The organism is Tropicimonas sp. IMCC6043, assembly GCF_004146235.1.
GTDB lineage: Bacteria > Pseudomonadota > Alphaproteobacteria > Rhodobacterales > Rhodobacteraceae > Tropicimonas.
On the sequence record NZ_SELO01000068.1, the window covers coordinates 1 to 12,749 of the forward strand.

The following is a 12,749-nucleotide window of genomic DNA, read 5'->3' on the forward strand; positions in this document are numbered from 1 at the left end:
CTGTTGCACGGATATGGCTGAACAATGGGAGCCGGATGATGCGAGAGTATCACGTCCGGTTCTGAGAGAGCGCGGGGGTGAAAGTCCCCCGCGCCACTCGCCTTTTCGTGAAGATCAACGGCGAACGACACTACCTCTGGCGGGCCGTCGACCAGGAGGGCGAGGTCCTCGAAAGCTATGTGACGAAGACACGCGACAAGAAGGCCGCATTGAAATTCTTGAAGAAAACGATGCGGCGGTACGGCCGGCCCGAGTCCATCGTGACTGACTTGCTTCGGTCCTACGGCGCCGCTCTGAGGGAAATCGGCGCAACGGACCTGCAGCAAACTGGCCGCTGGCTCAACAACCGGGCGGAGAATTCACACCTGCCATTCCGACGACGGGAGCGGGCGATGCAACGCTTCAGGCGGATGCGAAGTTTGCAGATGTTCGCCGCCGTCCACGCCTCGGTCTTCAACCATTTCAACTCGGAGCGCAGCTTCTCCTCCAGAGCCAACTTCAAGAAGAACCGCGCCGCCGCTCTTCTGTGGTTGCCGCCCGCAATGCAAGAAGTTTCCGACCCTGTTGGCGCGTGATCGAGTGCGGTCTTCTGTATGGCCTCGTGATGCGGTACTTCCAAAAGCCGCAGGCCGGCATGGTGATCTGCGGATCGGGTCCAAATCTCGCCGTCGTGCTTATTGCACTAAGAGCGGCCCTGGTTTTCCCACTCCGGATCTATTCGATCGGTTTGCCCATTCAGGTCGTCGTCTTCTCACACCCCACTTGGCACCGTCGCTAGCAGCCAGACATGCATATCATGCCGCAATTGCCAGCGCCGGATCCCAGTAATTCTCGTTTTTCGTCAGCATCGCCCAGATCTGTCGCGCCATCTTGTTGGCCAACGCTATGGCGACCAGCATCTTGGGCTTGCGCGCCAACATCCGCGACAGCCAACTGCCTTCCGGAATCGTTCGTCGTCCAATCCAGGTCAATCGCGACATTGCCCCAATGATCAGAAGGCGTCGGATATCCGCCTGGCCTGCCTTGGTCATCCGCCCTAGACGCTCCTTGCCTCCAGAGGAATGCTGCTTGGGAACGAGCCCGAGCCAAGCCGCAAAACAGCGACCTGTTTTGAACTGCGCCATGTCGGGGCCGAACGCTTCCACCGCGACGGCCGTGAGCGGTCCAACACCAGGCATGGTCTGAAGCCGGTGCGCCTTCTCTGACTGCGCGGCTAACGTTTTCAGTTTCGCGGTACGCTCGGTGATACGCGCTGTTTTCTCTGCGATCTGGGTCTGCAGGTCCTTGCACTCCTCTCGAATGAGCACCGGTAGGCCAGAGGTCTCGTCCTCAAGAAGCGCTGTCATGCGATTCAAGTGACGTATCCCAACAGGAAACACATGGCCGTGCTCACATAAAAGTGCACGCAGCGCGTTCACATCAGCGGTCCGCTGATGCACTAGGCGTTCCCGACCGCGGAACACCGCTGCGCGAGATTGCTGCTCAATGGTCCTGGGCTCAACAAAACGCATCTCGGGCTGGCGGGCGGCGATCACGATCGCCTCGGCATCGGCCGCATCATTTTTCTGGCGCTTTACGAACGGGCGCACATATTGCGGTGCGATCAGCCTCACCTCGTGGCTAAGCGCTTCCATTTCACGCGCCCAATAATGAGCGCTCCCACAGGCTTCAAAGATGACCAGTCTTGGCTCTTGCTGAGCCATAAACGCACTGAATTGCTTTCGGCTCAGTTTCTTACGGTACTGCACCTTTCCTGTCCGCGACGCTACCTAGACCTGGAAAACACTCTTTGCCAGATCGACCCCAACCATCATATCCTTCATCTCGCCGTCCTCCTCTTCGCGTGGCGTTCAACACCACAATCTTGGCACATTGCGATGCCGTCTGGGGAGGGCGGCAACCATCCCATCTCGCCGAGTGGCGCGGTCTTTGCGCGGCATAAGCGGCAGCCATCCTGCCCTTGGTGAGACATGTTCGCCCCCGGTGTACGGTTGCGTGAGACACCCGTTTGGGTGAGAGCGGCCCCCGAGAAGGAGGGGCCATGACAGACGAACAGAGAGCCAATGCGGGCGTTTCGGAGCGCGCCCATGACGCTGGCGACGAGACGCCCGCTGCGCCGCCCCGGCGGCGCATGTCGGCCGGGTGCAAGCAGGAAGCCGTGCTGAGGATATTGCGTGGCGAGGACCTGGAACTGGTCAGCCGGGAACTCGGTGTCACCGCGGCCGATCTGAGCGGCTGGCGGGCGAGTTTCCTGGCTGCGGGGGCGGCGTCGCTGAAGAGCCGGCCCGAGGACAGCCGGGATCGTGAGTTGCGCGCCATGAAGGAAAAGATCGGCGACCTAACGATGGCCAACGAGTTGCTGGAGGCGAAGATCGGCAAGATGGAGGGCGGCCGCCCTTTGGGCCGTAGGAGGTCGAGGAAATGAGCCGGACATTCTCGCCCTCCGCGAACCGCGTCTACGGGCTCGACTGGGTGTGCCGGAGTTGGCGCGTAAGCCGGGCCACGGTGTATCGCCATCGCCAAATGGCCAACCGGCCAGATGCTTCGCGCCGCCGGCCGGGACCGCAGGGTCCGATGCCGGACGCGGCGTTGGCGGCGACGGTCCGCACCGTGCTGAAGGACAGCCCCTTTCACGGTGAAGGCTATCGCAAGGTCTGGGCACGGCTGCGGGTCTTGGGAGTTCGAACGAGCCCTCGGCGGGTCCTCCGTGTCATGCGTGAGAACCACCTGCTGGCGCATCAGCGGCCAGGTTCGGTACGCGGCCCGCGCGCCCACAACGGCACGATCACGACCGACCGGGTAGACGAGATGTGGGGAACGGATCTCACGACGGTGCTGACCGGCGAAGGTCAGGCGGCGGTCTTCATCGCCGTCGATCACTGTTCGGCCGAATGCGTCGGCATCCATGCCAGTCACCGCGCCAACCGGTTCGAGGCGCTGGAGCCGATCCGCCAGGCGATCCGCGGCAGCTTCGGCGGGATCGGGCAAGACGTCGCGACGGGCCTGAAGATTCGCCACGATCACGGAAGCCAGTACATGAGCAGTGACTTCCAGAAGGAGATCCGCTTCCTCGGCGCCGAAAGCTCGCCCGCCTTCGTCCGCGCACCGGAGGGCAACGGATGTGCCGAGCGGTTCATCCGGACCCTGAAGGAAAACCTGCTCTGGCTCAGGTGGTTCGAGACCATCGAGGAGTTGCGCTAGGCCCTCCTCGAATTCCAGCGCACCTACAACGAGGAATGGATCATCCAGCGCCACAGATACCGAACCCCGGCACAGATCAGGCGAGAGCAGACAAGCATCATGCAAACCGCCGCTTAAACCCAGTTCCGTGTCTCACAACTGTGGACCGGTACACATCCTTGCTACACGGAGGATCCGACCCAGATTCGAACCGGCCGCAAGCTGAGGCCAGCAACAAATGGCATGTCCTTCTCTAAACCGCCGGAAACGCACGCGGCCGTATCGCGACGCCTGCGCGAGCTCATTGGGTTCTCAATCTTGAAGCTATTTGATCCAAGCAATTGAGCTGCAGGGAGCGTCGAGCAGCCCGGCAAGTTCCTCGTCCAGGCCCATGATCGTGACCGATGCCCCGACCATGTCAAGAGAGGTGAAATAGTGGCCCACCAGTGTCGTGTGTACCTTTACCGATCTCGCCGACAACCGCTGCATCAGCCGTCTGTTCACGACGAGCAGTTCCATCATCGGGGTGGCGCCGAGCGAGTTCACCAAGACCGCGACCCGCCCGCCCGATTCAAGGCGCATTTCCTCGAAAATTCTGTCGCAGATCTGATCGACGATACGGTCCGCGCTCTGTAGTGGCATGCGGGTAACGCCGGGCTCGCCGTGGACTCCGACGCCAAACTCCATCTCGTTCTGCCCAATGCTGAAACTCGGGCGTTGGGTGTCCGGCATCGAGCAGGGCTCGAGCGCGACGCCGATCGTGTGGCAGGCGAAGTTGGCCTTTCGGACTAGGCGCTCACATACGTCTAGCGGGAGCATCCGAGCGCTCGCCGCGCCCGCGATCTTGAAGACGAATACATTGCCGGCGGTTCCGCGCCTCGCGGCTGCATCTTCGGGTCCGGAGGAGGCGATGTCGTCGGTGGTGAGGATCGCGCGGGTCTCGATTCCCTCTGCCGCTGCCAGGTCGGCGGCAATGTCGAAGTTCATAACGTCGCCGGTGTAGTTACCATAAATGTAGAGCACGCCGGCGCCGCGGTGGACGTCGCGCGTGCAGCTCAAGATCCGGTCGGGCGGGGGCGAGGCAAAGACATTGCCCACCACGACCGCATCGGCGAGGCCGCGGCCGACGAAACCAAAGAAACCGGGCTCGTGCCCAGCGCCACCGCCGATGACAATGCCAACTTTCCCCTGCGGCTTCTCGACCCGTGAACGGATAGCCCGCACGCTCCCGTCTATCGACTCGATATGCGCCGGGAAAGCAGCGAGTGCCCCTTCGAGCGCTTCCCTCACAACGTCGCGCGGTTGGTTGATGAACTTCTTGATGCGGCTGCGCGTCAGCGCGGGTTCCGGCGGCGAGGTCGCGCGCCTGCGTTGTGAGATCTTGTCGACCTCGAGCCCTTCGGCCCTAAGGATCCCTTCGCCCGTTCCAGCGTCCGTGATGAGCGCGGTCACGTAGCCGCCACGCAACGCCGCGAGAATGGGCGGCACCTTGTCGAAACCGCCAGCGACCAGCACCCGCTTGGGTATGCGGCGCAGGCGGTCGAGTTCGATGCCAATCGTTCTGTCCGCCAGAGGTCCAGCTATCGGGACGCCCTGGGCATCGATGAAACGACCAGCAAGGGAGCCGACGGCACTGTTGTAGTAACCTTTCTGCTGCAGTTTGCGGTCGAAGAATCCGCTAGTGTGGATGGTGGAATTCGGCCGCATCGACGAGATGCCGAACAAGATGCAAGTCAGTCGTTCAAGGTTCTTGAGCTGTTCGGCGATGACCGGTTCTGCCAGCAGGATCTGTCGGGCCTCGGGCGAGGAGACGATAGCCGGAGCCGAGATTGGCACAAAGCGGGCGCCGAGGTTCTCCGCAAGCCGCGTCGCGCACGCCTCCGGGGTGTAGTCAATTGCGGCCGTTGTACCGCCTGTGGCCTGGACCACGACTATGTCCAACAAGTCGAGCTCTCGCACCGCGTTTGCTAAAGCGAGCATGGTGCGGCCCCAGGTGATCGCCACGGTGTCGCCAGAGTGGATCAGCCAGCGAAGCGACTGCGCGGCCACGGCGCCGAGGCGGTCGATCAGCGATCGCGGCCCGCCCTCGCCGGGCACGATCACACACCCCTCAAGCCCGAACCGTTCCTCGATCTCTCGCCCGATGGTCACCGACCGCAGCTTTTCGCCAGAGATTGAGATGTTGACAATCCCCTTGGCGCGAGCGTCGGCGAGATATGCATTCACGGTAGGCCGGGAGGCGCCCAACTCCTCGGCGATCTCGTTCTGCGTCAGGCCCTCCTCGTAGTAGAGCCAACTTGCCCAGAGCAGCGGGTCGTCGCCGAAGCGAAGCGGGGGGCGCGTGGCGCGCGGGTCTTTCGCAGCCCTTTTGCGCGCCGGTCGCATTAGGTCCGTTCCTCCGCGAGTTCGGCGAAAGTGCCGATGATCAGTGCCGCCGAGACCGCACCGGGATCGAGGTGCCCCAGGCTGCGCTCCTTCAGCCGGGCGGCGCGCCCGCGGGAGGCGATCATGCTGGTGGTGGTATCGGCGCCTTCCAGCGCCGCCGCGGTCGCCGCCCTGGCCACGGCAGCGGCATCGCCGCCGCACGCCGCTGCGTTCCGCGCGGCCTGGCTGGCTGGAATCCAGGCATCGAGCATCGTCTTGTCGCCGAGATCGGCCTTGCCGCGCATCCGAATCCCCTCCGCGAACGCGGCGAGCAACTCGCCGAGCCGGATTTGCTCCAGGGGCCTCTCTTCCAGCAGCGCCGCCCCCTGGAACATGGCGGTTGCGTAGAGTGGGCCGACCGTGGCGCCGACCTCGCCGAGGAAGGCGGACGCGGCCTCGCGCAGCAGGATTGCGGGCTCCTGCACTTCCGCAGAAAGCTCGCGGAAACGTGCGTTGATGGCCGCGAAGCCGTTGGCCATGGAGGTGCCGTGGTCGCCGTCGCCAATCTCGCCGTCAAGCGAGCAGAGATCCTGGCGCTGCGCCTCGAGGCGCTCGGCGGCAAGCCGGAAAAAGCTTCTGAGATACGCGTTGTCGATCGTGGTCATGTCTCTTGATGCGCGAAGAATTCGCGCTTCGGCAAGCCCCTATGTCAGGCGCTTGCCGATGCTTTCTGCGAATCCCGCGAGGATCATGGCGCACGAGGTCGCACCTGCGTCGAGAACTCCCCGCGACCGTTCCCCGAGCCGCGACGATCGACCCACCCTGGCGACCATGTCGACCGTGCTGTCGCGCCCTTCCGCCGCTGCGGCCTTCATCGCGTCGAGCGCCTCGGCGAAACTCTTTCCGCCGGTGATCGCCGCGTCGAAGGCATCGACCGCCGGAACAAAGGCGTCGAGCAGCGTCTTGTCGCCCACCTTGGCGGAGCCGATGTCCTGCACGCCCTCAAGCCCGGCCCTGATCATTGCGGCGAAGTTCGCGGCGTCGATCTTCTCCGCGTCGCCCAGGCTCTCGGCCATGTCGGAGAACGTCATGCCGTAGAGCGGCCCCATCGAGCCGCCGATTTCCGACATGAGAACGTCCGACAGAAGCTCCAGCGCGTCGGTCAGCGTGCCCTCGGGGTCGAGCCGTTCCGCGGCGCGTGCGAAGCCCTTGGCCATGTTCACACCGTGGTCGCCGTCGCCGATCTTGCCGTCGATCTCGGAGAGATAAGCCTTGTTGTCGACGATCACGGCGGCGATCTCGGTCACGACCGCCCCCGCACCCTTGTTGTCGATGGACGTCATCGTCGTCTCCCTCAGAAGCCGGGGCAGGCCGTTTCCATGTCGAGCAGCTCTTTCAGCTCGTCGTCGAGCGCCATGATGGTGAGGCTGGCGCCGACCATCTCGAGCGAGGTGAAGTAGTTGCCGACCAGCGCCCGGTAGACCTTCAGCCCGCGCGCCTCGATCTGCTGCGCGACGCGGTCGTAGAGCACGTAGAGCTCGTTGACCGGCGTGGCACCCAGGCCGGAGATCAGCACCGCCACCTCCGTGCCCTCGGGCAGGTCGTGGTCGTCGAGCACGATCTTGGTCATGTCGTCGGCGATCTCGTCCGCTGTCCGCAGGTCCTCCACACGCGTGCCGGGCTCGCCGTGGTGGCCGATGCCCATCTCCATCTTGCCCGGCTCGATCTGGAAGTTCGGGTGCCCGACCGCCGGCAGGGTGCAGGGGCCGAGGCCCACGCCGACCGAGCGGCAGCTGTCGATCGCCTTCTGCGCGGCGGCGATGACCTCGGCGAGCGAGCCTCCCAAGGCTGCTCTGGCGCCGCCGATCTTCCACATCAGGATCTCGCCGGCCACGCCGCGGCGCTTCTCGCGCTCGTCGGCAGGGGCCGAGCAGACGTCGTCGTTGGCGACCACGGTGGCAACCTCGATGCCGTCCTTCTTGGCCATCTTGGCGGCCATCTTGACGTTCATGTTGTCGCCCGCGTAGTTGCCGTAGAGCACCGCCACGCCGGCGCCGCCGTTCGCGGCCCTGATCGAGTCGTGGAAGCTCTTGGCCGTCGGCGAGGAGAAGAGCTCGCCCACAGCGACCGCGTCGACCATGTTCTTGCCGGTATAGCCGATGAAGGCCGGCTCGTGGCCGGAACCTCCGCCGGTGACGATGCCTACCCGGCCTTCCTTGGGCGCGAACTGGGACACCACCACGCGATTGTTCTCCGGGTCCAGCCGGACCAGATCCGAATGCGCGCGGACGAAGCCGGCGACCGTTTCGTCGACGATGGCATCGGGATTGTTGAGGAAACGCTGCATCTTTCTGTCCTTACTTGATCGTGAAGCCGCCATCGATGATCAGGTCGGCGCCGTTGAACATGCCGGCGGCGTCGGAAGCGAGGAATACGGCCGCAGCCGCGATCTCGCAGGGCTCGGCAAAGCGACCGGCGGGGATCTGGCCGATCATCTTCTCGCCTTTCTCCCCGGCCCAGGCGGCCTTGCCGAGATCGGTCAGCACGACGGTCGGCGAGATCGAGTTTACGGTGATGCCGAACTCGCCCCACTCCAGCGCAAGGCACTTGGTCAGGCCGATGACGGCGAATTTCGAGGAGCAATAGGCCACGTGCTCGTCGATGGCGACGGAGCCGGCCTGCGAAGCAAGGTTGACGATGCGCCCGCCGCCCTGTTCTATCATCACCCGGCCCACCGCCTGCGCGACGAGGAAGCTACCGGTCAGGTTTATGTCGAGCGTTCGCTGCCAGGACTTCAACGAGATGTCCTCGGCCGGCGCGAGATCGACGATGCCGGCGCTGTTGACGAGGATGTCGATGCGGCCGAACTCGGATTTCACCCGGTCCACCGCTGCTTGCACCGATACCGGGTCGGCGACGTTGCACGCCACCGCAATCGCGCCCTCAAGGCCCTTCGCCCGCGCTCTCGCCGCGTCCTCGTTCAGGTCGACGACCGCGACGCGCACGCCTTTCTCGGCAAAGGCCTCCACGACGGCGGCGCCGATGCCGGACGCGCCTCCAGTCACGAATGCCGTCTTTCCCTCCAGCGGGAAGTTGAAGTTCAGGGTGTCGGGTCCCGCAGGCATTTCAGTACGTCCTTGTTCTCGGGTTGGAGGGCCCCAGCCCGGGCCGGGGAAGATGCGCCGGGCTGGGGACTGGATTTATTGCCGCATCTCGAGCAGCGCGTCGACGTTCTCGAGCGTCACCGGCGTCCACGGAACGTTGTATTCCTTGTCGGAGCCGCCGTTCCACGGCATGTCGGGATACTGTTCCCAGATCTTCGACATCGGCTCGTAGTCCGGGTTGACCGCTTTGATCGCGAGGTCGAGCGCGCCTTGGGCTTGCGCGGCACCGTCCTGCAGGATCGAGGCCATCTCGTCCGCCTTGACGGCCAAGAGCGCGTCGGTCACGCCGTCGATGCCGGCAATGGCGAAATCATTTACGCTCAGGCCCGCGGCCTTGATCGCCTCGATCGCGCCGAGCGCCATCTCGTCGTTCTGCCCAATCACTCCGGCAATGTCGCCGGGATGCGCGGTCAGCCAGTTCTCCATCAGCGTCTGCGCTTCGGCGCGCGACCAGTTGGCGGTCTGCTGCTCTACGACCTCGACGTCAGGGCATTCCGCGAGCGCCTTCTCGTTGCCTTCCAGCCGCTGGATCTGGGCCGACTGGCCGATCGGGCCCTCGATCACAACGACGTTGCCGGTGCAGCCGATCTGGTCGAGAACGTACTTGGCTTCCATGTAGCCGGACTGGACGTCGTCAGAGCCCACGTAGGCGTTCAGCAAGTCGCTGTTGACGCGCGTGTTGGAACCGAATACCGGGATTCCGGCATCATGCGCCAACTGCACCGCTTCGGCGCCGGCCTCGATGTCGATCGGCACGAAGATGATCGCGTCGTAGCCCTGCGTGATCATCGTCTCGAACTGCTCCTGCTGGACCAGGGCGTCGTAGCGGCCGTCGAAGATGGTCACGTCGACCAGCCCGTCCTTTACCGCCGGATGATCCTCCAATGCGGCTGCCCAGAGCTGCATGAACTCGGCGTTGAGACCATACACGGCGGCGCCGATCTTCGGCTTGTCCTGCGCCACGGCTGCAGTGCTGCTGAGCAGTACGGCCGCGAGGGTCATGGTTTTCATCAGGGTCTTCATGGTGCTCCTCCTTAGTGTTGCACACTCCACCTGGGTGCCCGCGCGAAACGGGCGCCAAGCCATTGAACTCATTTATAATCACTCCGCCTTGTGCCGGGCCCGGTCCAACATGACCGCCGCAATAATCAAGGCTCCCTTGATCACCTGCTGGTAGTAGGATTCCACGCCCATCAAATCGAGGCCGTTGTTGACCACGGCAATCAGGAGCGCGCCGATCAGCGTGCCGGTCACCTTTCCGACCCCTCCCGACAGGGAGGTGCCGCCAATGACCACAGCCGCGATCGCGTCGAGTTCGTAGGCGATGCCCGCCTGTGTCAGCGCCGAGCCGGTCCGCGCGGCGAGGATCATGCCGGCGATCCCTGCCAGCCCGCCGGAGATTACATAGACCAGCAGTCTCACGCGGCGCACATTGATCCCCGACACCCGCGCTGCGTGGGGGTTGCCTCCCACCGCGTAGACCTGGCGGCCGAACCGGGTCGACGTGAGCACGAACCATGCGCCGAGGAACACCAGCGCGAACAGTATGATCGGCATAGGGATGCCGAGGATGGAGCCGGTACCGATGAACCGATACCCGTCGGTCAACGCGGGCACCGGCTTGCCGCCCGCGTAAAGCAGCGCCATGCCCCGCGCTGCGGAGAGCATGCCGAGAGTTGTGACAAACGCGGGAACGTTGTAGCGGGCAACGAAAACGCCGTTGACCCAGCCGGCCACCAGCCCCACTCCGATTCCCACGGCGAGCGGGATTGGCGCGGCGTATGGCGCGCCGAGCACGGCGGCGGTCGACGACGTCGTGGCGAGCGATGCGGAGACGATGCCGGCAAGTGCAACGACCGAACCAACAGAGAGGTCGATCCCGCGGGTCAGGATGACGAAGGTCATACCGATGGCGAGGATGCCGTTGATCGAGGTCTGCCGCAGGACGTTGACGATGTTCCGCCCGGTCAGGAAATACTCGTTGGCAAAGGTCAGGATGATGCAGATCAGCACCAGCGCCATCAGGATGCCGTACTTCTGGCCGTACTCCGCTGCGATAACCTTGAAATCGCGGTTCTGGCTCGCCTCAGCCGCCATCATGATGTCCCCCTTGGTAGTCATTGTCACGCCGCTAGGTTCACGAGTTTTTTGGCCGACAGCTCGCCGCGCGCCAGCTCTCCGTTGACACGTCCGTCGCGCATTACGATAACGCGGTCGGCCATGCCTAGAACCTCGTCGTTCTCGGAGCTGACCATCACCACCGCCCCGCCGGCACGGGCGAAATCCGAGATGATCCGATAGATCTCCCGCTTTGCGCCGACGTCGACGCCGCGGGTAGGCTCATCGAGCAGCAGGATCTTCGGCGCCGTCAGGAACCACTTGCCCAGCACGACCTTCTGCTGGTTGCCGCCAGAGAGGCCGGAGACCAGCAGGCGGTCGGTCGGCGTCTTGATCGAGAAGGTCTCGATCATCCGCCGCGCGGCGTCGCCCTCGCGGCGGCGCTGCATCACCTGGCCGACCGAAAGCTCCCTGAGCTGCGCCATGCAGATGTTGGAACGCACGTCCGCCGACAGAACCAGACCGGTTCCCTTGCGGTCCTCGGTGACAAGTGCAAGCCCGAGGTCGATCGCCTCGGTGGGCGTGCGGATCTTCACCGGCTGGCCAAACAGTCGTATCTCGCCGCCCTCGTCTTCGCTAAGGCCGAAAAGCCGCTCGAAAATCTCGCTGCGGCCGGAGCCCATCAGGCCATAGAGTGCGACGATCTCGCCCTTGCACACGTCGAAGGACACGTCCTTGACCCAGCCATCGGCGCTAAGGCTCTTCACCGACAGCGCGAGATCGTCTGTCGGCTTGTTTTCCTTCACGAATTCTTCGGTGAGCGGGCGGCCAACGATCATGTTGATCAGCCCATCACGGGTAACGTCCGCGATGCGGCCTTCACCGACGAAGCGACCGTCACGCAGGACGGTGTAGTGGTCCGCTACCTCGAGGATCTCGGACAGGCGGTGGCTGACGTATATGATCCCTTTCCCGGCATGCTTGAGCCGTTCGATCGTGGCAAAGAGCTGGTCGACTTCGGCCTCGCCGAGGGCCGAGGTGGGTTCGTCCATGATGATGACCTCGGCGTCATAGGAGAGCGCCTTGGCGATCTCGACGAGCTGCATCTCCGCAACTGTCAGGTCCATCATCAGGGTCTTTGGTGAGATGTCGAACTTGAGGCTGTCCAGCAACTCCTGAGCGTTCCGATTCATGGTGGCGAAGTCGACCCGGCCGAAGAGACCCACCGGCTCGCGGCCGAGATAGATGTTCTCGGCAACTGACATTGCGGGGACGGGACTCAGTTCCTGCTCAATGATCGTGATGCCGGCAGCACGGGCCTCCGAAGGACTCCCAAACTCGACCTCCCGACCCTTGAGGCAAATCACACCGCTGTCCCGGTCCTGAATTCCCATCACGATCGTGAGAAAGGTCGATTTGCCTGCGCCGTTGCCGCCGCAGAGGGCGTGGACGGTTCCGCGCGTCAGGGTGAATTGGCCGTCGGTCAATGCGGCCACACCGCCGAAATGTTTCTTGAGGCCGCGCACCTCCAACAGCGACTCGGACACCAATTCCTCCATCGTAGTCGCGGAATTGCGCCCGCTCCTCCGAAAATGAGTCTTGGCGGAGTTTTTTACGTTTGTCAATCTTACTTTGAATTTTGAAAAAAATGAATTTTTCTACATATATTACAATTATGTATCGCTATTCAACCCTCCTTTCATTGCCGTTAGAACTGGGTCAGCTTGGCGCTTCTTAGGTCTTAGGTGTGTTTTACTCGCACCCCCGCGAACTCCCACGACTTTCAGTTCTTCTCTCGGCGGGACACAATCGAGAACGCGGCTCGAACCATGCTTTGGACGTCCGTTCGGGCGCAGTTAAGGAAAGTCTGAAGAACCTTCGCCTCTGGGCGTGATCTGATAGGGTCTGTGTATCCGCGAGAGGAGCGCCGACGATGCCGAAACAGCCCGCCTTCCCGAGCATGACCGACGCGATGAAGAAGAA

The 12,749-nt window shown here is 63.4% G+C and carries 9 protein-coding genes and 2 pseudogenes; 2 read left to right on the forward strand and 9 right to left on the reverse strand.

From position 1 onward, the window contains the following. Nucleotides 1-101 precede the first annotated feature (101 nt). Nucleotides 102-575 (forward strand): annotated as a pseudogene (locus EU800_RS24310) (transposase); the annotation flags it as partial. A 219-nt stretch (nt 576-794) separates the two neighbouring features. On the opposite strand, the gene EU800_RS24315 reads toward EU800_RS24310, so the two are convergent. Further along, nucleotides 795-1,703 carry an IS110 family transposase gene (locus EU800_RS24315; protein ID WP_242500814.1) on the reverse strand — a complete coding sequence of 303 codons (909 nt, stop codon included), beginning with the start codon at nt 1,701-1,703 and terminating at the stop codon, nt 795-797. 428 nt (nt 1,704-2,131) lie between these two features. On the opposite strand from EU800_RS24315, the pseudogene EU800_RS24320 reads away from it, so the two are divergent. Then, nucleotides 2,132-3,318 (forward strand): annotated as a pseudogene (locus EU800_RS24320) (IS3 family transposase). Nucleotides 3,319-3,504: 186 nt separating this feature from the next. On the opposite strand, the gene EU800_RS24325 reads toward EU800_RS24320, so the two are convergent. The 8 genes from EU800_RS24325 to EU800_RS24360 all read right to left on the reverse strand — a co-directional run bounded on the left by EU800_RS24325 (nt 3,505) and on the right by EU800_RS24360 (nt 12,313). Next, complete coding sequence (locus tag EU800_RS24325; RefSeq protein WP_129636081.1) at nt 3,505-5,565, reverse strand: bifunctional sugar-binding transcriptional regulator/dihydroxyacetone kinase subunit DhaK; 2,061 nt, start codon at nt 5,563-5,565, stop codon at nt 3,505-3,507. Then, nucleotides 5,565-6,209: a dihydroxyacetone kinase subunit DhaL gene (dhaL, locus tag EU800_RS24330; protein WP_129636082.1), complete on the reverse strand. Its 645-nt coding sequence runs from the start codon at nt 6,207-6,209 to the stop codon at nt 5,565-5,567. The genes EU800_RS24325 and dhaL (EU800_RS24330) overlap by 1 nt, the downstream gene beginning before the upstream one ends. A 39-nt stretch (nt 6,210-6,248) precedes the next feature. After that, nucleotides 6,249-6,887, reverse strand: a complete 639-nt coding sequence (dhaL, locus tag EU800_RS24335; protein ID WP_129636083.1) for a dihydroxyacetone kinase subunit DhaL — start codon at nt 6,885-6,887, stop codon at nt 6,249-6,251. An 11-nt stretch (nt 6,888-6,898) separates the two neighbouring features. After that, nucleotides 6,899-7,891 (reverse strand): dihydroxyacetone kinase subunit DhaK, encoded by a 993-nt coding sequence (locus EU800_RS24340; protein ID WP_129636084.1) that lies wholly within the window; start codon nt 7,889-7,891, stop codon nt 6,899-6,901. A gap of 10 nt (nt 7,892-7,901) precedes the next feature. Continuing rightward, nucleotides 7,902-8,669, reverse strand: a complete 768-nt coding sequence (locus EU800_RS24345; protein ID WP_129636085.1) for an SDR family oxidoreductase — start codon at nt 8,667-8,669, stop codon at nt 7,902-7,904. A gap of 75 nt (nt 8,670-8,744) precedes the next feature. After that, nucleotides 8,745-9,719, reverse strand: coding sequence for a substrate-binding domain-containing protein (locus EU800_RS24350; RefSeq protein ID WP_371685666.1), 975 nt, complete (start codon nt 9,717-9,719; stop codon nt 8,745-8,747). A gap of 90 nt (nt 9,720-9,809) precedes the next feature. Then, on the reverse strand, nt 9,810-10,829 hold the full coding sequence (locus EU800_RS24355) for an ABC transporter permease (RefSeq protein ID WP_242500813.1): 1,020 nt from the start codon (nt 10,827-10,829) through the stop codon (nt 9,810-9,812). Between the two features lie 2 nt (nt 10,830-10,831). Beyond that, on the reverse strand, nt 10,832-12,313 hold the full coding sequence (locus EU800_RS24360; RefSeq protein ID WP_207209998.1) for a sugar ABC transporter ATP-binding protein: 1,482 nt from the start codon (nt 12,311-12,313) through the stop codon (nt 10,832-10,834). Nucleotides 12,314-12,749 lie beyond the last annotated feature (436 nt).